Below are 26,990 nucleotides of genomic sequence, written 5' to 3'. Positions count from 1 at the left end.
CAGCGGCGGTCACGCTCCGGGCGTTGCGTGCCGAGGAGGAAGCTGCGCAGGTGAGGAGGGGCCCCTTCCTATCGTTTTTTGTATAGGAAGGGGCCCCTCCTCACTCCTCGGCCCAGTCGAGGGTGCGCTGCACGGCCTTGCGCCAGTTGCGCAGCTCGCGGTCGCGGTGCGCGGGGTCCATCGCCGGCTCCCAGCGGGCGTCCTGGCGCCACTGCCCGCGCAGCGTCTCCAGGTCCGGCCAGAAGCCGACCGCCAGGCCGGCCGCGTACGCCGCGCCGAGGCAGGTGGTCTCGCTGACCGCGGGGCGTACCACCGGCACGTCGAGCACGTCGGCGAGGAACTGCATCAGCAGGTTGTTGGCGGTCATCCCGCCGTCCACCCGGAGCCGGCGCAGCGCCACGTCCGAGTCGGCGTTCATCGCGTCGACGACCTCCCGGGTCTGCCAGGCGGTCGCCTCCAGCACGGCCCGGGCCAGGTGACCCTTGTGCACGTACCCGGTCAGGCCGGCGATCACCCCGCGGGCGTCGGCACGCCAGTGCGGGGCGAAGAGCCCGGAGAACGCCGGTACGACGTAGCAGCCGCCGTTGTCCTCGACGGTGCGGGCCAGCTCCTCGACCTCCGGGGCGGTGGAGATCAGCCCGAGGTTGTCCCGCAGCCACTGCACCAGCGAGCCGGTGACCGCGATCGCCCCCTCCAGGGCGTACGTCGCCGGCCGGTCCCCGATCCGGTAGCCGACGGTGGTGAGCAGGCCGTGGCGGGAGGAGACCGGGCTCTCGCCGGTGTTGAGCAGCAGGAAGCTGCCGGTGCCGTAGGTGCACTTGGCCTCGCCGGGCTGGAAGCAGGTCTGCCCGAACAGCGCCGCCTGCTGGTCGCCGAGCGCGCTGGCCACCGGCACCCCGGCGAGCGCCCCGGTGGCCGTGCCGTACACCTCGGCGGACGAGCGGATCTCCGGCAGCATCGCCGCCGGCACGCCGAGCGCGTCCAGCAGCTCGGGGTCCCAGTCCAGGGTGCGCAGGTCCATCAGGAGGGTACGGCTGGCGTTGGTGACGTCGGTGACGTGCCGGCCGGTCAGTTTCCAGATCAGCCAGCTGTCCATGGTGCCGAAGAGGACCTGTCCGCGTTCGGCGCGATCCCGCAGGCCGTCCACGTTCTCCAGCAGCCAGGCCAGCTTCGGCCCGGCGAAGTAGGTGGCGAGGGGCAGCCCGGTGCGCTCGCGGAACCGTTGCTCGCCGTACCCGGCGTCGAGGCGGCGCAGCAGCGGCCCCGTCCGGGTGTCCTGCCAGACGATCGCGTTGTGCACCGGCCGACCGGTCGCCCGGTCCCACACCACGGTGGTCTCCCGCTGGTTGGTGATCCCGATCGCGGCGAGCCGGTCGGCCGAGATCGAGGCGCCGGCCAGTGCCTCCCGGACCACCTGTTCCACGTTGGTCCAGATCTCCTCGGCGTCGTGCTCGACCCAGCCGGGGCGGGGGAAGATCTGCCGGTGTTCCCGCTGGGCCACCGAGACGATGGTGCCGGCGGTGTCGAAGACGATGCACCGGGAGGAGGTGGTGCCCTGATCGATCGCGGCGACGTGGCGAGCGGCGTACTGATCGGCCATGGCGGCACGGTACCCGTCGGGACCGCCGGCGTCATCCGCCCGGCCGCGTCGGCGGCGGACCTCAGCCCTCCCGCAGCCGGGCGGTGATCCGGACCGTGGTGCCGGCGGGCCCGGTCTCGACCAGCATGCTGTCGCTGAGCTGCCGGGCCAGCCACAGCCCCCATCCGCCGGCCGCGTCCGGCCCGGGCCGCCGGTCGTCGAGATGTCCGGAATCCATGCCCGCGCCGGTGTCCGAGACGGTGCAGTGCACGACGCCGTCGACGTGCCAGAGCCGCAGGAAACCCCGGCCGCCACCGTGCCGGATGGCGTTCGTGATCAGTTCGTTGGCGGCCAGCACGAAGTCGTCCAACCGGCTGCCGTGCAGCCCGTTGGCTTCGGCGTGAGCGGCGACGCTGTGCCGGATGGCCGTCACCTCGTCGCGTTCGAAGGTCGCGACGAAGAGCAGCGTGGATCCGACGGGGAGGGTGGCGGGCGGTGCGTGGGGATCTCCGTCGCTCATTGCCCCGTCCCGCCGCCGTCGATCAGGTGTTTTAGTAGCTTTCCCACACTACGTGAGGGTATGTGTGGGCGCATCCGGGTGGTCCGCCCGGACCGCCACCGGGGCTTTCCGGCTGGTCACGGCGGGGGCCGGCGCGGCGGGGCCGTCCGGCGCGTCGATGCTGTGGGAGGGTCTGGGCGTGCCGGAGCCGTCCATCGCCGCCCGTGGCCCGGGATCCGCCGCCCCGGCCCCGAGCCTGCAGGCGCCGCTGTGGCGGTCCATCGCCGTCTACCGGTTCGCCGCCCTGGCGTACGTCGCGGTGCTGACGCTGCGCAACCTGAACGAGTACGCCCACCCCGTCGCCGCGGTGGCGGTGCTGCTGCTGATGGCCGGCTGGAGCGTCCTGACCGCCTACGCGTACGCCGATCCGGCGCGGCGCCGCTGGCCGCTGCTCCTGGCCGACCTGGCGGTGGCGCTGGCGGTGCTGCTGGTCGCGCCGTGGGTGGTCGGCCGGACCATGCTGGCCGCCGGGGTGCCCACGCTGAGCGTCGCCTGGCTGGGCGGCCCGGTGCTGGCCTGGGCGGTCTCCGGCGGCCGGCGGCGCGGCGTCGCCGCGGCCCTGGTCCTCGGCACCGCGGACCTGGCGGTACGGGAGACGTTCACCCAGTCCTCGTTCACCGGCCCGGCGCTGATGCTGCTGGCGGGGATCGCGGTCGGGCACGTCGCCCGGCTCGCGGTGATCACGGAGGAGCGGTTGCAGCGGGCCGTCGAGCTGGAGGCCGCGACCCGGGAGCGGGAACGGCTGGCCCGGGACATCCACGACTCCGTCCTCCAGGTGCTCGCGCTGGTCCAGCGGCGCGGCGCCGACCTCGACGGTGAGGCCGGCGAGCTGGCCCGGCTGGCGGGCGAACAGGAGGCCGCGCTTCGTTCACTGGTCGCCACCCGCCCCCTGCCCGACCTGGACCGCGCCGAGGTCGACCTGCGCGCGGTCCTCGGCCGGTACGCCTCGCCGACGGTGTCGATCGCCGCCCCGGCGACCCCGGTGCCACTGGCCGCGCACGTGGCCCGGGAGGTCGGCGCGGCGGTGGGTGCGGCCCTGGACAACGTCGCCCGGCACGGCGGCGAGCGGGGATGGCTGCTGGTCGAGGACGACGCCGGCACCGTGACCGTCTCGGTACGCGACGACGGGCCGGGCATCCCGGAGGGGCGGCTCGCCGAGGCGGCCGGCCAGGGGCGGCTCGGCGTCGCCCAGTCGATCCGGGGGCGGATCGCCGAACTCGGCGGTACCGTCCGGATCGTCTCCGCCGGGGGGCAGGGCACGGAGGTCGAGCTGCGCATCCCGCGTACCAGGCCGCCCGCCGGCGCCGGCCCGGAAGCGCGACGGGACCACCGGTCCGACGGGTGACCGCCGCGCCGCCGGGGAACTAGGCTCGGCGCGTGGGCGAGGAGACGGCGATCCGGGTGATGGTGGTCGACGACCATCCGATGTGGAGGGAAGGGGTGGCCCGGGACCTCGCCGAGGCCGGTTACCTCGTGGTCGCCACCAGTGGGGAGGGTCGCCAGGCGGTCCGGATCGCCCCGGCCGCCCGGCCCGACGTCGTCGTACTGGACCTGCGACTGCCGGACATCTCCGGTGTCGAGGTGATCCGCGGCCTGCGTACGGAACTGCCGCAGGTCCGGGTGCTGATGCTCTCGGCCAGCGGCGAGCAGCAGAGCGTGCTCGACGCGGTGAAGGCGGGGGCGACCGGCTACCTGGTCAAGTCGGCCGGTCCGGCGGAGTTCCTCGACGCGGTACGCCGCACCGCCGCCGGGGACGCGGTCTTCACCCCCGGGCTGGCCGGCCTGGTTCTCGGCGAGTACCGGCGGCTGGCCCACGAGCCGGAGCCACCCGGCGCCGGCGACCTGCCCCGGCTCACCGAACGGGAGACCGAGGTGCTGCGGCTGGTCGCCAAGGGGATGTCCTACAAGCAGATCGCGGCCCGGCTCGGCCTGTCGCACCGGACGGTGCAGAACCACGTACAGAACACGCTCGGCAAGCTGCACCTGCACAACCGGGTCGAACTCACCCGCTACGCCATCGAACAGGGGCTCGACGACTGACCGGCCCGGCTCCGGGGAGCACCGGCCGCCCCGGAGCCGCGAGCGGCGCGGTCAGGCCGGGGGCTGTGTCTCGTTGATTGCCAGCTCCTCGGCGGTGGCTCCGCCGCCGGCGGCACCCAGGTCGTGCGCGATGGAGTCGGTCTCGTCGTCGGTGTGGGTGCCCTCGTCCGGTTCCACCAACCGGCCCACCGGGCGGCCGCCGGAGCCGTCGCCGAGATTGCCGTGGTCGTAGATGGATACCGCCGAGTGGGGGTCCGAGGTCGGTCCGGGATCCATCACGTCCGCGTCGAGCTGGGCCTGGGCGGCGGCCTCCTCGCTGTCCGCCTCGGCGGCGATCGCCGGGTCGACGGGACCGGCGAGCGGGTCGTCGACCGGACGCTCCAACCGCTCACGCGCGATCTTGTAGTCGAGGGACTCGCCGTCCAACTGCTCCTCGGCGGTGGTGCCGAAGCGGTCCACCGCCATCGGCTCCCGGTCCGCCGGAAGCTGGGCGGGGTCCGGGCCGTCCGCCTCCCGGCCGGTGAGGACGTCGTCGCGGGCCGTGGAGTCGTCGTCGGCGGTCTGGGGCAGCCCGTCGGCCTCGGGGTCGGACAATGGTGTCGGAAAGTCGTTGTCGCGCATGCCGGGTCACTACCCGCTGCCGCCTCGCCCGTAACCGGGTGAGCGGGGCGGCGGGGAGGATTAGCGGCGTCCGGAACGGGAAGGACGGCGCCGGTGCGGTCCGGACGGGGGGCCGGCGACGGTGCCCCGGGGGCGACCGGAGGCCGTCGGCGGGCCGCCCGGCGCGAGTTGGCACGTTTCCGCTCGGCGCCAGCCGGTTAATGGGAGCCTCTGATCGAACGGCCCTGCTCGTTTGCCCTCGCTGGAGGTGACCCAATGCGCGTTGGCCTCGTCTGCGCACACGCTGGCCCACCGCACAAGGTCCGAAACCAGTCAGCCGGTACGCACCAGCACGTGGCCCGGGTGGCGGCCGAGCTGAGCAGCCGGGGCCACGACGTACGGGTCTACGAGCGGTTGGACGACCCGGACGCGCCGCCGACGAGCGAGATCGCCGGGTACCGGGTGGAACGGGTCCCGGTGGGCCCGTCGACGCGTACCCCGACGGCGAAGCTCGTGCCGCACGTGCCGGAACTCGGCCGGTGGCTGACCGACCGGTGGGCGGCGGAGTGGGCGCCGGAGGTGGTGCACGGGCACTTCTGGATCGGCGGCCTGGCGGCGGCGAGCGCCGTACGGGAGACCAGCATTCCGGTCGTGCAGACCTTCCACTCGCTCGGCGCGGAGCAGCTGCGCCACCTCGGGGAGGCGTACACCGGTCCGGGCGAGCGCATCCGGCTGGAGCTCGCGCTGACCCGCGCCGTGGACATGGCGGTGGCGCAGTGCACCGACGAGGTCGACGAGCTGACCCGGATGGGCCTGCAACGCGCCTCGGTCGCCGTGGTGCCGGCCGGGGTGGACGTCGACCTCTTCGCCCCGGAGGGGGAGGCGGTGTCCCGGGAACAGCGCCCCCGGATCCTGTCCGTGGGGGGCCTGGCCCCCGGGCACGGGCAGGAGGACCTGGTCCGGGCCCTGCGCCTGGTCGGCGACGTCGAGCTGGTCATCGCGGGCGGCCCGCCCGGGGACACCCTCGCCAGCCACGCCGAGGCCCGCCGGTTGCGGGACCTGGCCGCCCAGACCGGGGTGGCCGACCAGCTGCGACTGGTCGGAGGGGTGCCGCACGACCAGATGGCCGCCTGGTACCGCTCCGCCGACGTGGTCGCCTGCACCCCCCGGTACGCCTCCGCCGGCCGGGTCCCGCTGGAGGCGATGGCCTGCGGCGTGCCCGTGGTCGGCTACGCGATGGGCGGCATCGCGGACACCGTGGTCGACGAGGTGACCGGCCGGCTGGTGCAGCCCGGCGACGTACGCGGACTGGGCATCACCCTGCGCCGGCTGCTCGCCGCGGACGCGGAGCGGTTCGCGTACGGGCACGCGGCGGTGGACCGGGTGCGCTGCAGTTACACCTGGGACCGTACCGCCGGCGCGCTGGAGCGGCTCTACGAGCGGGTGGTGGGCAAACGCCGCCCGGTGACCGCCTGACGGGGCCGGTTCAGCGGCGGGGGATCGGTGCCACCGGCGCACCGCCGGGCAGGCCACGTTCCGCCGGCCGTGGCACCACCCGTCCGGACGGCACCGGCCGGCCGGCGTGCTGGTGTTGCGGCTCGGCGTACCGGGTGAGGGCGAGGACCGAGGCGAGCGTGATCGCGAAGCCGGTCGCGGCCAGCCACTCCCGGCCGGGCCAGATCTTGTCGCCGAGCAGCAGCAGGCCGACGATCGCCGCCGGGAGCGCCCCGGCGGCGTCCATCGCGGCCACCGCCGCGGTGGTGGAGCCGCGCTGCATGGCCATGCCGAGCAGCAGCTGACCCACGATCGAATGGGTGATCAGCAGGTAGAGCAGCGGGTCGCGGAGGAAGGCGTCGAAGGAGTACGCCGAGGCCAGTGGCCGGGCCGCGACGGCGGCGGCGGAGAACGCCAACCCCGCCAGCGCGCCCAGCGCGACCGAGCCCGGCGCCCCGCGCAGGCGTACGGCCAGCGAACCGAGCCCACCGATCACGCCGAGCGCGACGACCAGCCCGACCACCCCGGCGGTGCCGAGCTGCCGCGACGGCGCCGGTTTGGCGGCCAGCACCAGGGCGGTGATCCCGACCAGCAGCAGTACCAGCAGGGCGACCTCGGCGGCCGGCAGCCGCCACTTGAGCACCAGCACCCCGAGCAGCGCGGTCACCCCCAGCCCGGCCGCCACGCTCGCCTGTACCAGGAACAGCGGCAGGTCGCGGCGGGCCAGGAAGGCGAGGCTGAAGCCGAGCACCTGGCAGCCGAGCCCCACCAGGTAGGTGCGGTGCCCGACCAGCCGGAACAGCAGCGCGGGATCGAAGGTGTGGTGCAGGGTGGTCCGGGTCGCGGCCACCGACTGGAGCAGGTTGGCAATGCCGTAGGCGACGATCATCGCCGCCAGGAAGCACCAACCCGTGGATATCACCTGGCGAGGATAGAGGTTGGTCGGCGGCTGCGCGCGGTGGACTCGTGCCGTGTCCGGCGGCCTAGCCGAGCCGGTCCAGCAGGTCCTGGTGGAGCTTGCCGTTGCTGGCCACGGCGCTGCCGCCGCCCGGCCCCGGGCGGCCGGCGAGATCGGTGAAGGTGCCGCCCGCCTCGGTGACGATGGGCACCAGCGCGGCCAGGTCCCACAGCGACAGTTCCGGCTCGACCATGACGTCCACCGCCCCCTCGGCGACCAGCATGTAGCCGTAGAAGTCGCCGTACGCCCGGTTGCGCCAACTCGACCGCATGAGATCGAGGATCGCGTCGAGCCGGCCGTTCTCCTCCCAGCCGTTGAGCGAGGAGTAGCAGAAGCTGGCGTCGGCCAGCCGTCCCACCCCGGAGACCCTGATCGGGGTGGCGGAGGCCGGGTGCTTGCCGGCGTACGCCCCGTGGCCGAGCGCCGCCCACCAGCGGCGGCCGAGCGCCGGCGCGGAGACCAGCCCGACGACCGGCCGGTCGCCGTCCATCAGGGAGATCAGCGTGGCCCAGATCGGTACGCCCCGGACGAAGTTCTTGGTGCCGTCGATCGGGTCGACCACCCACTGCCGGCTGCCGGTGCCGGCCGGGGCGGCGGAGGCGCCGTACTCCTCGCCGAGCACCCCGTCCCGGGGGCGGGTGCGGGCCAGGGTGGCGCGGATGGCCCGCTCCACCGCGGTGTCCGCGTCGCTGACCGGGGTGAGGTCGGGCTTGGCTTCCACGTGCAGGTCGAGGGCCCGGAACCGGGCCATCGAGATCGAGTCGGCGGTGTCGGCGAGCATGTGCGCCAGGGACAGGTCATCCGCGTACCGGGCCATGGCGGAAACCTAGTCGATGCCGCTGCGCCACGTGCGTTAGCATCCCCCGCCGTGACCGCCGAAGTGAACGCCGAGACGTTGACCGGCCTGCTCGCCGAGCCCGACCGGCTGGCCACGTTCGCCGCCGTGGTGCTCGGCGCGACCGATCCGGCCGAGATCGTGGCGCGGACGGGACTCGACACCCGTACGGTGCTCGCCGCGCTGCGCCGGCTGGCGTCCGGCGGCCTGGTGGCGACGGTGGACGGCCGGCCGGTCGCCCGGGTCGAGGTCTTCAAGGAGGCGGCCCGGCAGCGGCCGTCGAGCGGCGGCGCCGACCCGGATCCGGACGAGGCCCGCTCGGCGGTGCTGCGCCGGTTCCTGCGGGACGGCCGGATCAGCCAGCTGCCGGCGGCCCGCGGCAAGCGCCGGCTGGTGCTGGAGCACATCGTGACGGTCTTCGAACCGGGAGTGCGCTATCCGGAGCGGGAGGTCGACGCGTTCCTGCGGGCCTGGCACGACGACTACGTCAGCCTGCGCCGCTACCTGGTCGACGAGGCCCTGCTCACCCGCTCAGACGGCGTCTACTGGCGCAGTGGCGGCCCGGTCGACGTCGAGGACTGAGCCCGGCCACCCGGCCCCGCCGGCCGGCGGCAGTTATTCGACGTCGCCCGCCCGGGAGGCCAGCAGCCGGCGGTACGAGGCCAGCCGGCGCGGGTCGGCGTGCCCGGCGGCCACCCAGGCGTCCAGCGCGCAGTCCGTCTCGTCCGGGGTGTGCTCGCAGTTGGGCGGGCACTCGGCGGTCGCCTCCACCAGGTCGGGGAAGCCGTGCAGCAGGCTGTCCGCCGAGACGTGGGCCAGCCCGAAGCTGCGGATCCCGGGCGTGTCGATGATCCAGCCGGGGTGGTCCCGGTCGTCGAGCACCGGCGGCAGGCGCAGGGCCACGGCGCTGGTCGAGGTGTGCCGGCCCCGGCCGATCGTGCTGACCACCCCGACCGCCCGGTCCGCCGCCGGTACCAGCCGGTTGACCAGGGTCGACTTTCCCACTCCGGAGTGGCCGACCAGCACCGAGATCCGCCCGCTGAGCAGCCGGCGCACCTCGTCGAGGTCGGAGCCCGGCCCGACGAGCACGTACCGCAGGTCCAGCTCGGTGTAGTAGCCGACGACCCCGTCCGGCGGGGCCAGGTCCGCCTTGGTCAGGCAGAGCAGCGGTTCGATGCCCGCGTCGTACGCGGCGACCAGGCAGCGGTCGATGAAGCCGGTCCGGGGCGGCGGATCGGCCAGCGAGCTGACGATCACGAGCTGGTCGGCGTTGGCCACCACCACCCGCTCCAGCCGCCCCTCCGGGGTGGTGTCGTCGTCGTCGGCGGTGCGGCGCAGCACCGAGGTCCGCTCCGCGATCCGGACGATCCGGGCCAGCGCGCCGGCCGCCCCCGACGTGTCGCCGACCAGCGAGACCCGGTCACCGACCACGACCGACCGGCGGCCCAGCTCCCGGGCCCGCATCGCGGTCACCATGCCGGCGTCCGGCTCCCCGGTGCCGCCCGCCCCCGGATCGTCCCCGGTCACGCAGGTGTAGCGGCCCCGGTCGACGGCGATGACGAACCCGTCGACGGCGTCGGAGTGGCGCGGTCGGGTCCGGGTACGCGGGCGCGACGGGCGACCGGGCCGGACCCGGACGTCGTCCTCGTCGTACTCGCGCTTGCCCGCCAGCTCGTCCCCCAGCCTCGTCCGCCCCGACAACCGGCGCGGGACGCCGTCGGGTCCCGGTTACCGGCCGATGGCGCCGCCGGCCACCATCGTCGACCATAGTGCCGGGAACTCGGGCATGGTCTTGGAGGTACACGCCACGTCGCTGAGTTCGACGCCCGGCACCGTCAGCCCGATCACCGCGGCGGCGTGCGCCATCCGGTGGTCGGCGTAGGTCTCGAAGACCCCGCCCCGCAACGGGCGGGGGCGGATGGTCAGGCCGTCGGCGGCCTCGGTGACGTCGGCGCCGAGCCCGCCCAGCTCGCGGGCGAGCGCGGCCAGCCGGTCGGTCTCGTGGTGGCGGATGTGCGCCACGCCGGACAGCCGGGACGGCGAGTCGGCCAGGGTGGCGAGCGCGGCCAGCACCGGGGTCAGCTCGGCGACCTCGGAGACGTCCGCCTCCAGCCCGTGGATCGAGCCGGTGCCGCGTACGGTCAGCCCGTCGGTGCCGACGCTCACCTCGGCACCCATCCGCTGGAGCAGCGTACGCAGCGTGTCGACCGGTTGCAGGCTGCTGTGCGGCCAGCCGTGCAGGGTCACCGCACCTCCGGTGACCAGCGCGGCGGCGAAGAACGGGACCGCGCCGGAGAGGTCCGGCTCGATGTCCCAGCCGCGCCCGGAGAGCCGCCCCGGCTCCACCACCCAGACGTCCGGGGTGCTGTCGTCGACCGCTGCCCCGGCGGCCCGCAGCATCTGCACCGTCATCCGCAGGTGCGGCGCGGACGGCACCGGCGGTCCCACGTGCCGGACCACGATGCCGCGGTCGAACCGCGCGGCGCCGAGCAGCAGGCCGGAGACGAACTGGCTGGAGCCGGAGGCGTCGATCACCACCTCGCCGCCGGCCACCCGGCCGGCGCCGTGCACGGTCAGCGGGAGCCGGCCGCCGTCGGCGGCGTCGATCCGCATCCCGATCGAGCGGAGCGCCTCGACCAGGGGGCCGAGCGGGCGGACCCGGGCGTAGGGGTCGCCGTCGAACCGGATCGCCCCGTCGGCCAGCCCGGCCACGGGCGGGACGAACCGCATCACCGTGCCGGAGAGCCCGACGTCGATCCGGGCGGGGCCCTGTAGCGGGCGGGGACGCAGCAGCCAGCGTTCGTCGTCGACGGTCGAGACGTGCGCGCCCATCGCGCGCAGCCCGCCGGCCATCAGCTCGGTGTCCCGGGCGCGCAGCGGACGGCGCAGCGTGGAGGGCCCGTCGGCGACGGCGCTGAGCACCAGGGCGCGGGCGGTCAGCGACTTGGAGCCGGGCAGGCGCAGCGTCTCGGCCACCGGCTCGGTGGCGGTCGGCGCGGTCCAGGGCTGCAACGGGCGGGTCGCGGTCAGGTTCGACACCCCTACAGTCTGCCGTGCCCGCGCGGCGGCGGGTGATCGCCGTCCCGGCCACTCCCGTCTGGCGGGACGGCCGGGCGGCCCGGGACGCGCTAGCGTGTGCGCCATGTGCGGCAGGTACGCGACGACCCGGTCCGCGGCCGACCTGAGCGCCCTGTTCGAGTCGTACGACGACACGGGCGACGGGCTCGGCCCCGACTACAACGTGGCGCCGACCGATCCGGTGCCGATCGTGCGGATCTCGGAGCGGCTGGGCGGTCGGGTGCTCTCGGTGGCCCGCTGGGGGCTGCTCCCGCCGTGGGCGAAGGACGCGCGGGGCGGCGCCCGCATGATCAACGCGCGTGCCGAGACGGTCGCCACCACCCGGGCGTACGCCCAGCCGTTCGCCCGGCGGCGCTGCCTGGTCCCGGCCGACGGCTGGTACGAGTGGCTGCGGTCCGACGGCGTCAAGCAGCCGTACTTCATGACCCGGTCCGACGGCGGGGTGCTGGCCTTCGCCGGTATCTGGTCGGTCTGGCGCGATGCCGGCACGCCGGTGCTGACCTGCAGCGTCGTCACCACCGCGGCCGTCGGTGACCTGGCGCTCGTGCACGACCGGATGCCGCTGCTGCTGCCCCGGCAGCGCTGGGCCGGATGGCTCGGCGGCGGTGGCGACCCGGGCGAACTGCTCGCCCCGCCGACGGCGGAGTCGTTGGCCGGCATCGAGCTGCGTCCCGTCGGCGGGAGCGTCGGCGACGTCCGCAACGACGGGCCGGAGCTGGTGTCCCGGGTGCCGGCGCAACCGCTCGGGTCGGGCTCCGCGGAGCCGGTCACGCAGACGCTGTTCTGAGCCGGCGCGGCGGCCCGTCCTCCGGCCGGGACCGCTGCTCTGCCCGGAGCCGGTCCGGTCGTACGCCGGGTGTCGGATCGGCGCATTCGCCTGCACCAATTTGTTCGTTTTCGCGGTGGATCGTCGCGTGGACTTTTTCCGACCTTTGCCGCAGCCCCTTGTCACCCATCGTGTTCGTGCGATAGAACACAGCGCCGGCAGTGGGTGTTGGTTCGCACCGGGCGAACAACGCTTATCGATCTTGGCCGGCCCCACGGGGGAGGTGGGTGGATGACACGGGCGCGGATGCCACGCCCGCACGAGGTTGCCGCGGCACGACGGGACCCGAGATTGCTCCGGGCACTCAGCGAGCGGAAACTGGACGAAGCCTGGCGGACCCGGGGGGTCTGTCAGAGCGTGGACCCGGAGACGTTCTTTCCGGCCCCGAGCGAACCGGCGGACTCCGCGGTGGCGCTCTGCCGGACCTGCGACGTACAGGGACCATGCCTGGCCTGGGCACTGGAGGTGGGCGACTGTCACGGCGTATGGGGTGCCACCACCCCACGGGAACGTCGGGCGATGCTGGTCGCCTGGCGGGACCAGGTGGAGGGTGATCCGGAGGCGGCCGGCGACGGTCCGCCGGTCCGGGACCGCCTGCTCACCCTGTTGCCGCTGAGCACCAGCCGACGCTGAGCCGCCGCACCGGGCCACGGGATCCGCTGACCCGGCTCTCGCGGCGGGGCACCCGCATACAGTGACGCGGTGCGTCGCCGCAGCGAAGAGATCGCCACACCACGCGGCCCGGCCAGGGTCGACGTCGAGTCGCCCGGGGCCGGGGGGCCCAGGCCGGCGACCCTGCTGGTGCTGGGGCACGGCGCGGGCGGCGACGTGGACGCGCCGGACCTGGTCGCGCTCCGCGACGCGGCGCTCGGCGCCGGGATCGCGGTGGCGCGGGTCACCCAGCCCTACCGGGTGGCCGGACGCCGGGCGCCGGCGCCCGCCGGACACCTGGACGAGGCGTGGACCGCGGTCGTCCGGGCCCTGCTGGACCGGTACGCGCCGACCCGGCACCTGGTGGTCGGCGGGCGTTCCAGCGGTGCCCGGGTGGCCTGCCGTACCGCCCGTGGGCTCGGTGCGGTCGGCGTGGTGGGACTCGCCTTCCCGCTGCACCCGCCCGGCAGGCCCGAACGGTCCCGGGCGGCGGAGTTGGAGACCGGGCTGCCGACGCTGGTGGTGAACGGCGACCGGGATCCGTTCGGGGTCCCGCCGGCGGGACCGGGGCTCCGGGTCGAGGTGCGGCCGGGGGAACGGCACGACCTGCGCGGTGACCCGACGGGTACCGCCGCGGTGGTGCTGCGCTGGCTGCGGGAGCACGGCTGGGCGGGGTGAAGCGCCGCACGGAGCCGTTTCCGGCGTACCGGGGTGATCGTTGTTCCGGATGATGCCGGCCGCCGACCGGCGGGTCACCGATCCGCCCCGGCGCCCGGTTTCATCCTCCCAGGCCCTTCCTGGTCCCAGCGGTGGCGAGATCCGGGCGGATCACCACCGCCGGGGCCAGGGACGGGTGGTCACCCGGAATGCCCCGCCGTCCGTACGGCGTTACAACTCCCGGAAGCTGTCCAGCGCGAGGGGGTTGACCGGTGCCGACCGAGAAACGGAGTCTGGAGCACGACCGCGACACGCGGCGGCTCGACCGGCGCGGACCAGGACGCCTGGCGTCCGGACCGCCCGGCGAACGACCTCCGGTGAGCACCGGCACGGCCGGAACCGAATCGCGCGGGCGCTCTTACCGCGTATCCTCGGCGGGACAGCCGACTCGCGCCGCGACGGCGGTGAGGCCCACGGCGCCGGTCCGGCATCGAGGCGAGGGAGACGTGCGGTTGACAGCGGAGAAGACGGACGAGCGCAGGGCCCGGTTCGAACGTGACGCGCTGCCCTTCGTCGACCAGTTGTACGCCGCCGGGCTGCGGATGACGCGGAACCCCGCCGACGCGGAGGACCTGGTCCAGGAGACCTACCTGAAGGCGTTCGCCGCGTTCCACCAGTTCGAAGAGGGCACCAACCTCAAGGCCTGGCTCTACCGGATCCTGACCAACACCTACATCAACTCCTACCGTCGCCGGCAGCGGCAGCCCGTACAGGCGCCCACGGAGGAGATCACGGACTGGCAGCTCGCCGAGGCCGAGTCGCACACGTCGAGCGGGCTGCGGTCCGCCGAGACGGAGGCGCTGGACCGGCTCCCGGACAGCGACGTCAAAGAGGCGTTGCAGCAGCTTCCGGAGGAGTTCCGGCTGGCGGTCTACCTGACCGATGTCGAGGGGTTTTCCTACAAGGAGGTCGCCGACATCATGGGAACGCCGATCGGCACCGTGATGTCCCGGTTGCACCGGGGCCGGCGCAACCTGCGCAAGCTGCTTGAGCGCTACGCTGCCGAGCGGGGCTTCTCAGCCGCCCCGTCGACCAGGTCCGCCGCCGCCGGCCGGGAGGTGTGAGCCAGCATGAGCTGCGGTGAACCCCACGAGACCGACTGCCGTGAGGTGCTCGCCGAGGTCTACCTCTACCTCGACCTCGAGTGCGCCGACGACCGACGTAACCTGATCCGCCACCACCTCGACGAATGCTCGCCCTGCCTGCGGGAGTACGGCATCGAGCAGGAGGTCAAGGCTCTGGTCGCCCGCTGCTGCGGTAACGAGACCGCGCCGATGGAGCTGCGCGAGCGGCTCCGTACCCGCCTCGCCGGGCTGGTCTTCGAGAACGACTCGCAGTACCTGCCGGACTGACCCGTCCGGGCCCCCGCTCCTCGCCCCCCGTACGCCGGTGGCGCGGGACCGGCCGGTGACGGCCCGCCGGGCCGGGGCCGGGGTCATCGCGATCCGCGGATGATCCCCCTGCCCCGCCCGGGCGGTCCCGGTGTCGGCCGAGCCGAACTCAGGAGTTGGGGCGCTTGCCGTGGTTGGCGGCGCTCTTCTTCCGTGCCTTCTTCTTGCGTGACTTCTTCGCCATGCTGACCTCCTGTCTCTCCACGCGAACCGCGGCGGTCGCGGTCGGTGCCCGCCCGCGCCGCGCGCCGGGCAATCCTCCCATGGCGCTCCGCCGGCCCCGCCGGGCCGGTCTGCCGGGCGGTTCGGCCCCGGTACCGGGGCGCGCTCATCAGCGCCGTGGACCCGCCGTGCGCCGCCGCATGATTGGATACCGTTCGCAGGCAGACCGCCGACGAGGGAGGGCCCATGGCCGAGGAGATCCGCGCCGAGATGGTGGCGAACGTGTGGAAGGTCGTCGCCGCGACGGGCGACTCCGTGTCCGAGGGCGACACGCTGGTGATCCTCGAGTCCATGAAGATGGAGATCCCGGTTGTGGCCGAGTCGGACGGGGTGGTGCGCGAGCTCGCCGTGAACGAGGGTGACGTCGTACAGGACGGCGACCTGATCGCCGTCATCGAGTGAACCCCGGTTCTCGGTCCGGCGGCCCCGTCGTACGGCGCGCCGAGCCGGCGGACCATGAGGCGATCGCCCGGCTGACCGTGGCCGCGTACCGGGCGGACGGGCAGCTGCGGGACGACGACGACTACGTGCCTACCCTCGTTGACGTGGCGGCCCGGGCCGGCTCCGGCGAGCTGCTGGTGGCCGTCGACGAGGCGACCGGGGAGCCGCTCGGTGCGGTCCTTTTCGTGCTGCCCGGCAGCGCGTACGCGCAGTTGGCCGGTGCGGGCGAGGCCGAGTTCCGGATGCTGGCGGTGGACCCGGGGGCGCAGGGCCGGGGTGTCGGGGACGCCCTCGTCCGGGCCTGCCTGGCCCGCGCGACCGAGCTGGGCTGCCACCGGGTGGTGATCTGCACCAGGAGCTTCGCCACCGCGGCACACCGGCTCTACGCGCGGTTCGGCTTCGCGCGTACCCCGGAGCGGGACTGGTCGCCCGGGCCCGGGGTGGAGTTGCACGCCCTGCGGCTCGACCTGGCCGCCGCGCCCGGCGCGGTGCCGGCGGCCCGCCGCGGTCAGTCTGCGGCGGAGCCCTCGTCGGCCGGGCCGCTTCCGGCGCCCGCCACCGGGGCGTCCCCGGCCGCAGCGGTGCCGTCGATCCGGTCGAGCAGTTCGTAGGCGATCTCCAGCGCGAGCCGCTGGCGCTGCTCGTCGTCGATCCCCGGGCCGCGGATCGCGAACCAGCTGCTGTGGATGGCGAAGAGACCGAGTGTCGCCCGGAGCTGGTCGGCGGGGGACGTGCCGGGTCCGGCCAGTGCCTCGGCCATCCGCAGCAGCCGCTCCCGCATCAACTTCCCGGACGGCAGGTTGCGTAGCACGGTCTGGTTCTGCTCGAAGAACCGCAGCACGGACTGCCCGTCGTCGCCGAAGAACTCGGCGGCGTAGCGGCGAATCATCGCCCGCCGGCCGGTGGCGTCGGCCGGCTGCTCGCGGGCCCAGGCGATCAGCTGGTCCAACCGGTCGATCCGGTCGGACACGAAGCTGTTGACGATGTCGTCCTTGCTCTTGAAGTGGTAGTAGAGGGCGGCCTTGGTCACGCCGAGCCGCTCGGCGATCTCCCGCAGCGACGTCTTCTCGTAGCCGTGCTCGGTGAAGAGCTCCAGTGCCACGGCCTGGATCCGCGATCGGGTGTCACCTGTGCTGCCGGTCACCTCAACCACCTGTCCAATCCGCTTGACGAGCGCCCGGCGCCAACTTACCGTACGGCAAGTAAGCTTAACTAGCCGGTCGGCAAGTAAGTAGGTCACAACCCAGGGGGGAGCTTACCGATGACCGTTACCGCAGACGCGGCGGCCGTGAAACCGAACATCAGGGTGGTGCTCGGTGGACTGATGATCGCGATGATGCTCGCGATGCTCGACAACATGATCGTGAGTACGGCGCTGCCGCGGATCGTGGGTGAGTTCGGCGGGCTGAACCACTTCACCTGGGTGGTCACGGCGTACGTGCTCGGCTCCACGGTCTCCACGCCGATCTGGGGGAAGCTCGGCGACCTGTACGGCCGCAAGACGGTGTTCCTGATCTCGATCGCGATCTTCCTGGTCGGCTCCGCGCTCTGCGGCATGTCCGGCTCGGACATGCTCGGCGGGCCGAGCGACGGCATGATGGAGCTGATCGCCTTCCGGGCGGTCCAGGGCCTGGGTGCCGGGGGCCTGATGGTCGGTGTGATGGCGATCATCGGCGACCTGGTGCCGCCCCGCGAGCGGGGCCGCTACCAGGGCATGATCGCGGGCATCATGGCGATCGCCATGGTGGCCGGCCCGCTGGCCGGCGGCTTCATCACCGACCACCTCTCGTGGCGCTGGGCGTTCTACGTCAACCTGCCGCTGGGCGGTGTCGCGCTGCTGCTGCTCGCCACCCGGATGCACCTGCCGAAGTACCGCACCGAGCACCGCATCGACTGGGTCGGTGCCGCGCTGCTCTCGATCGGCATCACCGCGATCGTCCTGGTCACCACGTGGGGCGGCAACGAGTACGCGTGGGCTTCCACGCCGATCCTCGGCCTCGCCGCGCTCGCCGTGGTCTCGCTGGTCGCCTTCGCGCTCGTCGAGCGTCGGGTGGCGGAGCCGATCCTGCCGCTCAGCCTCTTCGCCAACCGCAACTTCGCGGTGATCTCGGTGATCGGCTTCCTGCTCGGCTTCGCCATGTTCGGCGCGATGAACTTCCTGCCGCTGTTCCAGCAGAGCGTCCAGGGCGCCTCGGCGACCAACAGCGGGCTGCTGCTCCTGCCGCTGATGTTCGGCATGCTGGTGGTGTCGATCGTGGTCGGCCGGACCATCACCAAGACCGGACGGTACCGGGCCTTCCCGATCATCGGCGGGATCGTGATGACCGCCGGGATGGCGCTGCTGACCCTGCTCGACGTCGAGACGAGCAAGGTGGAGTCGTCGCTCTACATGGTGGTGCTCGGCGTCGGCATGGGCTTCCTGATGCAGACCTCGATGCTGATCGCGCAGAACAGCGTGGAGCAGAAGGACCTCGGTGCCGCCAGCGGCGCCGCCACCTTCTTCCGGTCGATCGGCGGCTCGTTCGGCATCTCGCTGTTCGGGGCGATTTTCGCCAACCGGCTGGCCGACTCGGCGATCGGCGCGCAGCTGGGTGAGGGCGGCGGGTCCGGGGTGGACCCGGCCGCGCTCCAGGGGCTGCCGCCGGCGCAGCGGCTGCCGATGCTCGCCGCGCTGGCCGACGCGATCGGCGGGGTCTTCATCTGGGCGGTGCCCTTCGCGGTCGCCGTGGCGGTGCTGGCCTGGTTCATCAAGGAGATCCCGCTGCGCGGTCTGGGCGAGCCGCCGGCCGCGGTCGGGACCCCGGAGGAGCAGGCCGAGACGGCGCTGGCCAGCCCGCCGCTGCGCTGACCGGCGGGCGTCGACCCGGATCGCGCCCGGAGGTCCCCGCGGGGACCTCCGGGCGCGGTCGTCCGGGCGCCCGGGGCGGGACCAGCGGCGGAACCGGGTGGGATCGACGGCGGAACCGGGGGCGGGTCAGCGGTGGAGCCGGCTCCACATCCGGTGCCAGAACTGACCGAACCGGCGGGGCCGGGGGGTCTGCCGCCCGCCCGCCGGCTGGGCCAGCAGGTGCCGCGCGACCTCGGCGGCGGACGACTCCGCCTGCGGGGTGGCCAGCACCAGGTGCGCCAGCGACCGCTGGATGGAGACCGGACGCCGCCGCCCCACCACGATCGCGTCGGCCAGCCGCTCGGCGGTCAGCCGGGCCACCTCGGCCCGCACCGACGGGTCCATCCAGGCCGCCGTCACCAGGGCGAACAGGGCCGCCTCGGTGGCCCAGTCCTCGACGCCCCAGACCAGGTCGAGCAGGACCCGGCGCCGGGTCGAGTCCGGCCAGGGCTCGTCCGTACGGTGGTGCAGCAGCCCGAGGCAGACCCAGACCTGTACGCAGCGCGTCCACAGCGTCGGGTCGTGTTCGGCCAGCGTGCGGCCGAGGTCGGTGGCGGGCGGAGCCGGCGGGTGGACCAGGAGTCCGAGCAGGTCGTCGAGCTCGACGGTGGCGAGCCCGACCGCGGCGTCGTACGCCGCCGGCGGATGCGGCCAGGCCGGATGGGCGAGGTGCCGGATCCGGTCCACCGCCGAGGCGGACGGCGGGGACAGGGCCGGCTGCGCGGTCGTGCCGTCGTACCGCCACAGGTGGTGGGTCACCGGACGGCGCGGCTCGCGCAGATCCGGTTCCGGTACGGCGGCGACGGTGACCGCGAGCCCGGGTACCTCGCCGAGCAACGACCGCATCGCGCTCGGCGGCTCCAGCCCGCCCAGCCGGAGCTCGCCGCCGGTGACCTGGTCGCCGTCGGCGAGCACCTGCCGGATGGCCGCCACCACCGCCTCGGTCGCGGCCGGCACCCGGCCCAGCCAGGGCTGGCCGTGGCAGCACTCGGCGAGGTCGCTGTGCTCGTGCGAGTCGTCCGGGTGGTCGCGCTGGAAATCGGCGAGCGCGACGAGATGGTCGAGCGAGCCGTCCCGGCGGTAGCGCAGCCGGTGCCCGGTGTGCACCGCGCAGTCGAAGCCCGGGTCCCGGGTCAGCGCCCGGTCGATCCACTCCAGCGCCTCGTCGAGTTCCCCATGGTCGGCGAGGGTGCCGGCGATGTCCGCGTACACCGACAGGTCGTCGGGGTCGTGGGTGACGGCCCGGCGCAGCGCCGCGAGGGCGTCCTCGGTCCGGCCGGCGCTGCGGTACGCGTAGCCCAGCCACACCTCGGAGAGCTTCGAGGGCAGTTCCCGGGCGCCCTGACCGGCCCACTCCATGGCCAGGGTGAGCGCGCCGACCCGGCGGGCCAGCGCCGAGGAGGCGCCGAGCAGCAGGCCGTGCCGGGGGTGCGCCGCGACGGCGTGCCGGGCCAACCGCAGGTACGGCCAGAGTGGTTCGCGGGCCGGTTCGGGCACCGGATCGGGGATACCGGCGCAGACCTGCATCAGGATCCGCGCGATCTGGTCCGGATCGAGCTGGCCGGGCAGTTCCGGGGCGCTGACCCAGGGCACGCCGGCCCAGTCGGCCAGCGGGGCGTGTCCGGTGGCCGCGGCGAGCAGTTCCAGGCCGTCGCCGGGCCGTCCGGCGGCGGCCAGCAGGTGGGCGCGGGCGACCACGGTGCCGATGAAGGGGTGCTGGTCGAGGGGGAAGAGGTCGACCCCGCCGCCGGTACGGGCGGCGAGCTGGGCGAGCACCTCGTGCACCTCGGGCATGGTCGGGGCGTACGCGATGGCTCCGGCGAGGTGACCGGCGGCGTGCTCCAGGTCGCCCTCGTCCAGCGCCAGCCGGGCCAGCGCCAGTTCGCCCTCGGCCGACAGCCGGGGGTCGTCCGTTCCCTCGGGCACCCGACTCGACCCTTCGCCGGAGGTGGTTTCTTCCCTGGGTTGGGGAGCCTAGGGCATGGCACCGGAGGTGGGTGATCTACTGCGCAAAGCTGATTGCTTGATTGCTCCTCAGCTCCCAATCGTGCAACACTGAGCATGGAACGCGCGGCTATCGCGCAGGAGGAGGTCATCGTGGCGCAACCGGGAGCAGGCATGGCGGCGGACGTCGCGGAGCAGCCGGAGAGCTGGGCGCGACTGCTGGAGCCGGCGTCCCTGGCCGCGATAGCGCAGGTGGCGGCCGTGATCGCCGAGCGTCGACCGAGGCATGTGGTCTTCACCGCGCGCGGGACCTCCGACCACGCGGCGCTCTACGCCGCCTACCTGACCGAGATCCGGCTGGGCCTGCCGGCCGGGCTGGCCTCGCCGAGCGCGGTCACCGTCTTCGGCGCCCGGCCCGACCTCTCCGAGGCCCTGGTGATCGGGGTCAGCCAGAGCGGCGGCTCGCCGGACCTGGCCGAGGTACTGCGGCAGGCCCGCGCCACCGGCGCGTTGACCCTGGCGGTGACCAACGCACCGTCCTCACCGCTGACCGAGGTGGCCGAGCTCTCCGTCGACGTCACGGCCGGGCACGAGCGGGCCGTCGCCGCCACCAAGACCTACACCGCCGAACTGCTCGCCCTGCTCCTGCTGGTCGAGGGGATCCGCGCGGGCGACGGCGTGCTGCCGGCCGACGAACGGGCCGCGCTGGACGCGCTGCCCGAGCTGGCCGCCCGGACTCTCGCCGACCCCGCGCCGCCGCAGTTGGCGTCCCGCTACCGGTTCGCCGCCCAGATCCTCACCACCGGCCGGGGCTACGCCTATCCGACCGCCCGGGAGGCGGCCCTCAAGCTGATGGAGACCTCGTACCTGCCGGCCCTCGCCTTCTCCGGCGCCGACCTGCTGCACGGCCCGCTGGCGATGACCGACCCGGACGTGCCGGTGCTGGCCGTGGTCGGTGCCGGGCCCGGCGGCACCGCGATGCGCGAGGTCGTCGCGAAGATCGGCGCCCGCGGCGCCGACCTGGTCGCGATCGGCCCGTCCGAGGTCGACGGCGCGACGGCCCGGCTGCCGGTGCCGGAGGTGGACGAGCGGTACGCCCCGATGCTCGACATCCTGCCGGTGCAGCGCCTCGCGCTCGCCCTGGCGCTGGCCCGGGGCGAGAACCCGGACGCGCCGCGCGGACTGAACAAGGTCACCGCGACGCTCTGACCCGTCTTCCCAGCTACGCCCCGGCCCCGGGGGACATGGCAGGGTTACGCCCCGGCCCCGGGGACGTGGCAGGCTTGCCCCGTGTCCACGCTGCGCGACCTCGCCGAGGAGCACACCGGCCTGCGCCCCATCGACATCGACCACCTGCACCGGGTGGCCGGTGACTGGCAGCTGCTCTCCGACCTCTCCTTCGCCGACCTGCTGCTCTGGGTGCCGGTCAACGGCACCGACGGGTTCGTCTGCGTGGCCCAGGTACGCCCGACGACCGCGCCCACCGCGTACCAGGACGACCAGGTGGGCCGGATCGTCGGCGGTCCCGAGGTGGCCCACCTGGCGGTCGCGTACGGCCAGGGCCGGATCTGGCGCGAGGGCGACCCGGTCTGGTACGGCGACACCCCCGCCCGGCACGAGGCGATCCCGGTCCGGCTGCGGGCCGGGGACGGCGAGTCCGACGAGGTGATCGCCGTGGTGGGCCGGGACACCAATCTCTCCACCGCCCGGACGCCGAGCCAGCTGGAGCTGAACTACCTCACCACCGCCGACGACCTGGCGCAGATGCTGGCCGACGGCACCTTCCCGCCGGTCCGGCACCCCGGGGAGACGACCACGGCACCCCGGGTCGGTGACGGGCTGATCCGGCTCGACGCCAACGGCAAGGTCACCTATGCCAGCCCGAACGCGCAGTCGGCGTACCGCCGGCTCGGGTTCCCCTCACACCTGGTGGGGGAGGACCTGGCCGCGCTGAACGGCCGGCTGGCCGCCGATCCGCTGGAGGGTACCGAGGCGGCCAACCGGGTGCTCGCCGCGCTGCGGGGCGAGGCGCCGCCCCGGCGGGAGATCGAGGCGCGCGGCGCCACGGTGCTGACCCGGGCGCTGCCGCTGATGCCGGCCGGGGTGCCGATCGGCGCCCTGGTGCTGGTCCGGGACATGACCGAGGTACGCCGCCGGGACCGCGCGCTGATCACCAAGGACGCGACCATCCGGGAGATCCACCACCGGGTGAAGAACAACCTCCAGACCGTGGCCGCGCTGCTGCGCCTCCAGGCCCGGCGGGTCGGCATCCCGGCCGCGCGGGCCGCGCTGGAGGAGTCGGTACGCCGGGTCGCCTCGATCGCGCTCGTGCACGAGACCCTCTCGATGTCCAGCGACGAGGCGGTCGAGTTCGACGGCATCGTGGACCGGGTGGCCGCCGCCGCGGCCGAGGTCGCCACGACCGAGGTGAGCGTACGGATGCGCCGGCAGGGCAGCTTCGGCGTTCTGCCGGCGGAGATCGCCACCTCGCTGGTGATCGTGCTGAACGAGCTGCTGCTCAACGCGGTCGAACACGCGTTCCCGCCGCCGGCCGAGGGCACGGCCGGCCGGGCGCTGCCCGAGGGTGCCGCCGGCCCGTCGCCGGCCGGAGACGGTGCCGTCAACCCGCCGCCGGCCGAGGGCGGTGCCGCCAACCCGCCGCCGGCCGACGTCTTCGAGGCGCGGGCCGGGGAGGGTGGGGCGCGCGCGGGCGGGGACGCGGGCCGGCCGCCGTCCGCGGAGCCGGCCGAGGTGATCGTCTCGGCCCACCGGTTCCGCAAGCAGTTGCACGTCACGGTGGCGGACAACGGTCGCGGGCTGCCGCCGGACTTCGACGCCGACCAGGGCGGCACACTCGGCCTGCAGATCGTCCGGGCGCTCGCCACCGGTGAGCTGCGCGGCACGATCGAGCTGCGGAACCGGGCCAGCAACGGCACCGAGGCGCTGCTCGTGGTGCCGCTGGTCCGCTGAGGTGACCGCCCGCCGGCCGTACCGGCCGGGGCGGCTCCGGCGGCGGCGTCAGCCGGCCGGGCGGTCGCGGACGAGGAGCGCGACGGTGAGCCCGGGGACGGTCCAGTGCCCGTCGAGGCGGAACTCGGTGCGCAGCGGGGCGGCCTTCGCCGCCGCCGCGCCGTGCAGCGGGTCCGGCCGCTCGCCCCAGACCAGCAGCCAGACCCGGTCCACCGGAGCCAGGCAGCGGGCCGGTTCGGCACACTCGCTGGCCCAGAGGTTGGCCCGGGCCGCCGGGTCCTGCCGCAGCAGCACGTCCCGGGGCCGGGCCCCGCGCAGGTGGTAGGCGACCGCCAGGTCCAGGAAGGCCCAGCCGGAGCGCGGCGAGTAGACGATGGCGTCCCCCGGCCGCTGCCGGGCCGCGATGATCCGGACCGCCGCCGGATAGTCGACCTCCGCGCTGCGCGGCGTCTCGTGGGTACGCCGGATGCCGGCCTGCTCCGGCGCGCCGAGCACCCCGGTGGCCAGTACGATCGCCAGCCCGGCGGGCAGCCGGAGCGGAGCGAGCACGGTGGCGGCCAGCAGGCAGCCGAACGGCAGTACGAAGAGCACGTAGCGGGGCACCCAGAGCGGCGTGAACTGGCCACCGACGAAGAGCAGCAGTACCGGCAGCAGCCCGGTCAGCCCGAACGCCGTACCCCACCGACCGGACCGGGCGAGACCCACCGCGGCCAGGCCGAACAGCAACCCGCCCACCATGCTGGCCTGCGCCAGGCTGCCCGGCAGGCCGACCAGCTGGCCCAGGCCGGGCCGGCCCACCCAGTCGAGCTGCCGGCCCTGCTGGCCGCGGCCGAGCACGGCCAGCGGGGCGAGGAGGAGCGCCGCCGTACCGACCGCCACCAACCAGCCGGCCGGCGGGCGCCCCCGCCGGCCGTTGCGGGCCAGCAGGACCGCCGCCGCGTGCCCGGCGACCAGGGTGACCGCGAAGAGGTTGGCCAGGCCCAGCCCGACGAGCGCCGCCGCGTACCCGGCCCAGCGGGCGACCCCGGGCCGGTCCAGCGCCCGGACCAGCAGCAGGGTGGCCAGCACCGCGAGCAGGGTGACCCCGGCGTACGGCCGGGCCTCCTGGCCGTACCGGGAGGTGCTGGGCAGTACGGCGAGGAGCAGGCCGGCGAGCAGGCCGGCCCGGCACCCGAACAGCCGCGCACCGAGCACGGCGGTGAGCCCGGCGGCCCCGGCCATGCAGAGCGCGGAGGGCAGCCGCAGGGCGCGGGCGGAGTCGCCGAACACCGCGATCCAGCCGTGCATGAGCAGGTAGTAGGGGCCGCTGACCGCGTCGATGGTGCCGACCAGCCGCAGCAGCTCCCCGACCGGGCGGGTGGCGGCGCTCCAGGTCGCCAGCTCGTCGCGCCAGAGCGGGGCGCGGCCGAGCTGGACGGCGGTGACCAGCAGCGTCGACAGGGCGGGCCAGAGCCAGACCGCCCGCCGGAGCGGACCCGCCGCCCGGCGCAGCCGCTCCGGTACAGCGGCTGAATTGCGATCTGTCGCATTCGCCCCGATGGGCGGAATCGTAACGTGAAGCCGGCCACAGCGGGTCCGCCAGGCGGGATCCCGCACTCGCGGCGGTGGTCCCGGTCAACCCGATGTGGCAGCATGACGGGTATGACCGCCGCCGTGCGCCAGTTCGCGAGGCCGGGACTCACCTCCCGTCGCCACGTCGACTACGGCCGCGTGCGCAGCGCGATCTGTCCGGCCCACTGACGCCGCCTGGACCAGTCCGTCCCGGGCGCGCACCGCGCCGGCTCAGCCGACCCAGTCGTCTGCGGCCCCACTGACGGGGCGCCGTCGTCCGCGCGTCCACCCCGCCACCAGACAACGGAGGACGCCGCGATGGCCGTCAGCAGTACCCCCCGACCCGGCGCCACGAGCGACCCGGCGGGCGGCACCGTACGGCCGGTCCGGTCGGCCCGCAGGCCCCGGGGCGAAGGGCAGTGGGCGCTCGGTCACCGCGAGCCGCTCAACGCCAACGAGCGGACCAAGAAGGACGACAACCCGCTCAACGTACGCGCCCGGATCGAGAACATCTACGCGCACGGCGGCTTCGCCTCGATCGACCCCGCCGACCTGCGCGGCCGGTTCCGCTGGTGGGGGCTCTACACACAGCGCAAGGCCGGGATCGACGGCGGTCGCACCGCGGTGCTGGAGCCGCACGAGCTCGAAGACGAATACTTCATGCTGCGGGTGCGGATCGACGGCGGCCAGCTCAGCCTGGCGCAGCTGCGCGTCGTCGCCGACATCTCCCGAGAGTTCGCCCGGGACACCGCCGACATCACCGACCGGCAGAACATCCAGCTGCACTGGATCCGGGTCGAGGACATGCCGGAGATCTGGCGCCGGCTGGAGGCGGTCGGCCTGGAGACCACCGAGGCGTGCGGCGACTGCCCCCGGGTGGTGCTGGGCAGCCCGGTCGCCGGGGTGGCCGAGGCGGAGCAGCTCGACCCCAGCCCGGCGATCGACGAGATCGTCCGCCGCTACGTCGGCGACCCGGCCTACTCCAACCTGCCCCGCAAGTTCAAGACCTCGATCTCCTGGCTGGTCGACACGCCGTACGAGGTCAACGACATCTCCTTCCTCGGCGTCGAACACCCGGACTACGGCCCCGGCTTCGACCTATGGGTCGGCGGCGGGCTGAGCACCAACCCGATGCTCGCCCAGCGGCTCGGCGTCTGGGTGCCGCTGGACGAGGTGCCCGACGTCTGGGCCGGAGTGGTGGGGATCTTCCGCGACTACGGCTACCGCCGGCTGCGGCACCGGGCCCGGCTCAAGTTCCTGGTCGCCGACTGGGGCCTGGAGAAGTTCCGCGAGGTGCTGGAGAAGGAATACCTCGGCCGGAGCCTGCTGGACGGACCGCCCCCGGTGCTGCCGGAGAAGCCGGTGGACCACATCGGGGTGCACCGGCAGCGGGACGGGCGCAACTTCGTCGGGGCCGCGCCGGTGGTGGGCCGGGTCTCCGGCAGCCAGCTCAGCGCACTGGCCGATGTGGTGGCCGAGCACGGCAGCGACCGGGTCCGGCTCACGCCGTACCAGAAGTTGCTGGTCCTGGACGTCCCGCCGGAGCGGACCGAATCGCTGGTCACGGCCCTGCGTGGGATCGGCCTGGAGCCGCACCCGTCGGCGTGGCGGCGCGGCACGATGGCCTGCACCGGCCTCGAATACTGCAAGCTCGCCATCGTCGAGACCAAGGCGCGCGGCGAGGAGCTGGTGGCCCGGCTGGAGCAGCGGCTCGGCGGCGCCGACTTCGGCGAGGCGGGGTTGAGCATCCACATCAACGGCTGCCCCAACGCCTGTGCCCGGACCCAGACCGCGGACATCGGGCTGAAGGGCCAGCTCGTGGTCGGGCCCGACGGTCGCCAGGTCGAGGGCTTCCAGGTGCACCTCGGCGGCGGCCTCGGCATGGCGGAGGGGCAGAGCGCCGGTTTCGGCCGCAAGCTGCGGGGCCTCAAGACGACGGCGGAGGAGCTTCCGGAGTACGTCGAGCGGCTGGCCCGCCGCTACCTCGCCGGCCGGGCCGCGCAGGAGAGCTTCGCCAACTGGGTCGTGCGAGTCGACGAGGAGGAACTGCGATGAGTGGGGACACCCGAGCCGCGCCCATGTACTGCCCCTACTGCGGCGACGAGGACCTGCGTCCGCACGCCGAGTCACACGGGGCCTGGGAGTGCCACAGCTGCGCCCGCGTCTTCACGGTGAAGTTCACCGGACTGCTCACCTCGGCGGTGTCCCGGTGAGCGCGAGGAGTGAGCTTGCGAGCCCCGCAGTCGC

26 protein-coding genes and 1 pseudogene are annotated in these 26,990 nt (G+C 74.3%); 16 read left to right on the top strand and 11 right to left on the bottom strand.

Going from position 1 to position 26,990, the window contains the following annotated elements:
- Positions 1 to 100: 100 nt before the first annotated feature.
- Both glpK and ACQEUR_RS16900 read right to left on the bottom strand, forming a co-directional pair.
- Complete coding sequence (gene glpK, locus ACQEUR_RS16905; RefSeq protein ID WP_433031613.1) at positions 101 to 1,600, bottom strand: glycerol kinase GlpK; 1,500 nt, start codon at positions 1,598 to 1,600, stop codon at positions 101 to 103.
- Positions 1,601 to 1,661: 61 nt separating this feature from the next.
- Positions 1,662 to 2,099: an ATP-binding protein gene (locus ACQEUR_RS16900; protein WP_433031610.1), complete on the bottom strand. Its 438-nt coding sequence runs from the start codon at positions 2,097 to 2,099 to the stop codon at positions 1,662 to 1,664.
- A 64-nt stretch (positions 2,100 to 2,163) separates the two neighbouring features.
- On the opposite strand from ACQEUR_RS16900, the gene macS reads away from it, so the two are divergent.
- A complete protein-coding gene (macS, locus tag ACQEUR_RS16895) occupies positions 2,164 to 3,483 on the top strand; it encodes a MacS family sensor histidine kinase (protein ID WP_433031607.1) in 1,320 nt (439 codons plus the stop codon).
- Between the two features lie 59 nt (positions 3,484 to 3,542).
- Positions 3,543 to 4,178 (top strand): response regulator, encoded by a 636-nt coding sequence (locus tag ACQEUR_RS16890; RefSeq protein WP_433031733.1) that lies wholly within the window; start codon positions 3,543 to 3,545, stop codon positions 4,176 to 4,178.
- A 51-nt stretch (positions 4,179 to 4,229) separates the two neighbouring features.
- On the opposite strand, the gene ACQEUR_RS16885 is transcribed toward ACQEUR_RS16890, so the two are convergent.
- On the bottom strand, positions 4,230 to 4,799 hold the full coding sequence (locus ACQEUR_RS16885; RefSeq protein WP_433031604.1) for a DUF5709 domain-containing protein: 570 nt from the start codon (positions 4,797 to 4,799) through the stop codon (positions 4,230 to 4,232).
- Between the two features lie 255 nt (positions 4,800 to 5,054).
- Here ACQEUR_RS16885 and ACQEUR_RS16880 point away from each other — a divergent pair, with 255 nt between their 5' ends.
- A complete protein-coding gene (locus ACQEUR_RS16880; RefSeq protein ID WP_433031602.1) occupies positions 5,055 to 6,254 on the top strand; it encodes a glycosyltransferase in 1,200 nt (399 codons plus the stop codon).
- Positions 6,255 to 6,264: 10 nt separating this feature from the next.
- On the opposite strand, the gene ACQEUR_RS16875 is transcribed toward ACQEUR_RS16880, so the two are convergent.
- Together ACQEUR_RS16875 and hisN are read right to left on the bottom strand one after the other, a co-directional pair.
- The gene (locus ACQEUR_RS16875; protein WP_433031730.1) at positions 6,265 to 7,161 is read right to left on the bottom strand and encodes a hypothetical protein; all 897 of its coding nucleotides are present in this window, start codon (positions 7,159 to 7,161) and stop codon (positions 6,265 to 6,267) included.
- Between the two features lie 94 nt (positions 7,162 to 7,255).
- Positions 7,256 to 8,047 carry a histidinol-phosphatase gene (gene hisN / locus ACQEUR_RS16870; RefSeq protein ID WP_433031599.1) on the bottom strand — a complete coding sequence of 264 codons (792 nt, stop codon included), beginning with the start codon at positions 8,045 to 8,047 and terminating at the stop codon, positions 7,256 to 7,258.
- A gap of 51 nt (positions 8,048 to 8,098) precedes the next feature.
- On the opposite strand from hisN, the gene ACQEUR_RS16865 reads away from it, so the two are divergent.
- The gene (locus ACQEUR_RS16865; RefSeq protein WP_433031596.1) at positions 8,099 to 8,647 is read left to right on the top strand and encodes a DUF2087 domain-containing protein; all 549 of its coding nucleotides are present in this window, start codon (positions 8,099 to 8,101) and stop codon (positions 8,645 to 8,647) included.
- 33 nt (positions 8,648 to 8,680) lie between these two features.
- Here ACQEUR_RS16865 and rsgA read toward each other — a convergent pair whose 3' ends face one another.
- Both rsgA and aroA read right to left on the bottom strand, forming a co-directional pair.
- The gene (gene rsgA, locus ACQEUR_RS16860) at positions 8,681 to 9,622 is read right to left on the bottom strand and encodes a ribosome small subunit-dependent GTPase A (protein WP_433031727.1); all 942 of its coding nucleotides are present in this window, start codon (positions 9,620 to 9,622) and stop codon (positions 8,681 to 8,683) included.
- A gap of 171 nt (positions 9,623 to 9,793) precedes the next feature.
- Entirely contained in the window at positions 9,794 to 11,104 is a 1,311-nt protein-coding gene (gene aroA / locus ACQEUR_RS16855) for a 3-phosphoshikimate 1-carboxyvinyltransferase (RefSeq protein ID WP_433031593.1), read from the bottom strand.
- Positions 11,105 to 11,207: 103 nt separating this feature from the next.
- On the opposite strand from aroA, the gene ACQEUR_RS16850 reads away from it, so the two are divergent.
- The 5 genes from ACQEUR_RS16850 (at position 11,208) to rsrA (ending at position 14,689) form a co-directional block, all read left to right on the top strand.
- Entirely contained in the window at positions 11,208 to 11,930 is a 723-nt protein-coding gene (locus ACQEUR_RS16850; RefSeq protein WP_433031590.1) for an SOS response-associated peptidase, read from the top strand.
- A 270-nt stretch (positions 11,931 to 12,200) separates the two neighbouring features.
- A complete protein-coding gene (locus tag ACQEUR_RS16845; protein ID WP_433031587.1) occupies positions 12,201 to 12,602 on the top strand; it encodes a WhiB family transcriptional regulator in 402 nt (133 codons plus the stop codon).
- A gap of 69 nt (positions 12,603 to 12,671) precedes the next feature.
- Positions 12,672 to 13,298: an alpha/beta hydrolase family protein gene (locus ACQEUR_RS16840; RefSeq protein ID WP_433031584.1), complete on the top strand. Its 627-nt coding sequence runs from the start codon at positions 12,672 to 12,674 to the stop codon at positions 13,296 to 13,298.
- Between the two features lie 251 nt (positions 13,299 to 13,549).
- The gene (locus ACQEUR_RS16835) at positions 13,550 to 14,401 is read left to right on the top strand and encodes a sigma-70 family RNA polymerase sigma factor (RefSeq protein ID WP_433031581.1); all 852 of its coding nucleotides are present in this window, start codon (positions 13,550 to 13,552) and stop codon (positions 14,399 to 14,401) included.
- A 6-nt stretch (positions 14,402 to 14,407) separates the two neighbouring features.
- Positions 14,408 to 14,689, top strand: a complete 282-nt coding sequence (gene rsrA, locus ACQEUR_RS16830) for a mycothiol system anti-sigma-R factor (RefSeq protein ID WP_433031578.1) — start codon at positions 14,408 to 14,410, stop codon at positions 14,687 to 14,689.
- A gap of 148 nt (positions 14,690 to 14,837) precedes the next feature.
- On the opposite strand, the gene ACQEUR_RS16825 is transcribed toward rsrA, so the two are convergent.
- Entirely contained in the window at positions 14,838 to 14,912 is a 75-nt protein-coding gene (locus ACQEUR_RS16825; protein ID WP_369814844.1) for a 50S ribosomal protein bL37, read from the bottom strand.
- Between the two features lie 224 nt (positions 14,913 to 15,136).
- On the opposite strand from ACQEUR_RS16825, the gene ACQEUR_RS16820 reads away from it, so the two are divergent.
- Both ACQEUR_RS16820 and ACQEUR_RS16815 read left to right on the top strand, forming a co-directional pair.
- On the top strand, positions 15,137 to 15,352 hold the full coding sequence (locus ACQEUR_RS16820) for a biotin/lipoyl-binding carrier protein (RefSeq protein WP_433031575.1): 216 nt from the start codon (positions 15,137 to 15,139) through the stop codon (positions 15,350 to 15,352).
- A pseudogene (locus ACQEUR_RS16815) lies at positions 15,349 to 15,867 on the top strand (GNAT family N-acetyltransferase); the annotation flags it as partial. The gene ACQEUR_RS16820 and the pseudogene ACQEUR_RS16815, both read left to right, overlap by 4 nt.
- A 32-nt stretch (positions 15,868 to 15,899) precedes the next feature.
- Here ACQEUR_RS16815 and ACQEUR_RS16810 read toward each other — a convergent pair.
- Positions 15,900 to 16,535 (bottom strand): TetR/AcrR family transcriptional regulator, encoded by a 636-nt coding sequence (locus tag ACQEUR_RS16810; RefSeq protein WP_433031572.1) that lies wholly within the window; start codon positions 16,533 to 16,535, stop codon positions 15,900 to 15,902.
- A gap of 117 nt (positions 16,536 to 16,652) precedes the next feature.
- Here ACQEUR_RS16810 and ACQEUR_RS16805 point away from each other — a divergent pair, with 117 nt between their 5' ends.
- Positions 16,653 to 18,239, top strand: coding sequence for an MDR family MFS transporter (locus ACQEUR_RS16805; protein ID WP_433031569.1), 1,587 nt, complete (start codon positions 16,653 to 16,655; stop codon positions 18,237 to 18,239).
- 126 nt (positions 18,240 to 18,365) lie between these two features.
- On the opposite strand, the gene ACQEUR_RS16800 is transcribed toward ACQEUR_RS16805, so the two are convergent.
- Positions 18,366 to 20,204 (bottom strand): tetratricopeptide repeat protein, encoded by a 1,839-nt coding sequence (locus tag ACQEUR_RS16800; RefSeq protein ID WP_433031566.1) that lies wholly within the window; start codon positions 20,202 to 20,204, stop codon positions 18,366 to 18,368.
- Between the two features lie 192 nt (positions 20,205 to 20,396).
- On the opposite strand from ACQEUR_RS16800, the gene ACQEUR_RS16795 reads away from it, so the two are divergent.
- Together ACQEUR_RS16795 and ACQEUR_RS16790 are read left to right on the top strand one after the other, a co-directional pair.
- The gene (locus tag ACQEUR_RS16795; RefSeq protein ID WP_433031722.1) at positions 20,397 to 21,431 is read left to right on the top strand and encodes an SIS domain-containing protein; all 1,035 of its coding nucleotides are present in this window, start codon (positions 20,397 to 20,399) and stop codon (positions 21,429 to 21,431) included.
- A gap of 81 nt (positions 21,432 to 21,512) precedes the next feature.
- Positions 21,513 to 23,192, top strand: coding sequence for a histidine kinase N-terminal domain-containing protein (locus ACQEUR_RS16790; protein ID WP_433031563.1), 1,680 nt, complete (start codon positions 21,513 to 21,515; stop codon positions 23,190 to 23,192).
- Between the two features lie 48 nt (positions 23,193 to 23,240).
- Here ACQEUR_RS16790 and ACQEUR_RS16785 read toward each other — a convergent pair whose 3' ends face one another.
- The gene (locus ACQEUR_RS16785) at positions 23,241 to 24,683 is read right to left on the bottom strand and encodes a glycosyltransferase family 39 protein (RefSeq protein ID WP_433031719.1); all 1,443 of its coding nucleotides are present in this window, start codon (positions 24,681 to 24,683) and stop codon (positions 23,241 to 23,243) included.
- A gap of 378 nt (positions 24,684 to 25,061) precedes the next feature.
- On the opposite strand from ACQEUR_RS16785, the gene ACQEUR_RS16780 reads away from it, so the two are divergent.
- Together ACQEUR_RS16780 and ACQEUR_RS16775 are read left to right on the top strand one after the other, a co-directional pair.
- Entirely contained in the window at positions 25,062 to 26,798 is a 1,737-nt protein-coding gene (locus tag ACQEUR_RS16780) for a nitrite/sulfite reductase (protein WP_433031561.1), read from the top strand.
- Entirely contained in the window at positions 26,795 to 26,956 is a 162-nt protein-coding gene (locus tag ACQEUR_RS16775) for a hypothetical protein (protein WP_433031558.1), read from the top strand. Before ACQEUR_RS16780 ends, ACQEUR_RS16775 begins: the two co-directional genes overlap by 4 nt.
- The last annotated feature ends 34 nt before the right edge of the window (positions 26,957 to 26,990 follow it).

The sequence above is a fragment of the Plantactinospora sp. CA-290183 genome (genome assembly GCF_050936375.1).
In the GTDB taxonomy this organism is placed as follows: domain Bacteria; phylum Actinomycetota; class Actinomycetes; order Mycobacteriales; family Micromonosporaceae; genus Plantactinospora.
Note: the sequence above shows the minus strand (reverse complement) of the source record. Positions and strands in the feature narration are given on the sequence as shown.

What these genes read in the sequence shown, in the direction of transcription:
- ACQEUR_RS16775 (WP_433031558.1), top strand. Translation starts at nt 26,795, where the DNA reads ATGAGTGGGGACACCCGAGCCGCGCCCATGTACTGCCCCTACTGCGGC.
- ACQEUR_RS16805 (WP_433031569.1), top strand. Translation starts at nt 16,653, where the DNA reads ATGACCGTTACCGCAGACGCGGCGGCCGTGAAACCGAACATCAGGGTG.
- ACQEUR_RS16780 (WP_433031561.1), top strand. Translation starts at nt 25,062, where the DNA reads ATGGCCGTCAGCAGTACCCCCCGACCCGGCGCCACGAGCGACCCGGCG.
- ACQEUR_RS16890 (WP_433031733.1), top strand. Translation starts at nt 3,543, where the DNA reads ATGGTGGTCGACGACCATCCGATGTGGAGGGAAGGGGTGGCCCGGGAC.
- rsrA (WP_433031578.1), top strand. Translation starts at nt 14,408, where the DNA reads ATGAGCTGCGGTGAACCCCACGAGACCGACTGCCGTGAGGTGCTCGCC.
- ACQEUR_RS16795 (WP_433031722.1), top strand. Translation starts at nt 20,397, where the DNA reads ATGGCGGCGGACGTCGCGGAGCAGCCGGAGAGCTGGGCGCGACTGCTG.
- ACQEUR_RS16850 (WP_433031590.1), top strand. Translation starts at nt 11,208, where the DNA reads ATGTGCGGCAGGTACGCGACGACCCGGTCCGCGGCCGACCTGAGCGCC.
- ACQEUR_RS16845 (WP_433031587.1), top strand. Translation starts at nt 12,201, where the DNA reads ATGACACGGGCGCGGATGCCACGCCCGCACGAGGTTGCCGCGGCACGA.
- ACQEUR_RS16885 (WP_433031604.1), bottom strand. Translation starts at nt 4,799, where the DNA reads ATGCGCGACAACGACTTTCCGACACCATTGTCCGACCCCGAGGCCGAC.
- ACQEUR_RS16820 (WP_433031575.1), top strand. Translation starts at nt 15,137, where the DNA reads ATGGCCGAGGAGATCCGCGCCGAGATGGTGGCGAACGTGTGGAAGGTC.
- ACQEUR_RS16875 (WP_433031730.1), bottom strand. Translation starts at nt 7,161, where the DNA reads ATGATCGTCGCCTACGGCATTGCCAACCTGCTCCAGTCGGTGGCCGCG.
- hisN (WP_433031599.1), bottom strand. Translation starts at nt 8,047, where the DNA reads ATGGCCCGGTACGCGGATGACCTGTCCCTGGCGCACATGCTCGCCGAC.
- glpK (WP_433031613.1), bottom strand. Translation starts at nt 1,600, where the DNA reads ATGGCCGATCAGTACGCCGCTCGCCACGTCGCCGCGATCGATCAGGGC.
- ACQEUR_RS16900 (WP_433031610.1), bottom strand. Translation starts at nt 2,099, where the DNA reads ATGAGCGACGGAGATCCCCACGCACCGCCCGCCACCCTCCCCGTCGGA.
- ACQEUR_RS16880 (WP_433031602.1), top strand. Translation starts at nt 5,055, where the DNA reads ATGCGCGTTGGCCTCGTCTGCGCACACGCTGGCCCACCGCACAAGGTC.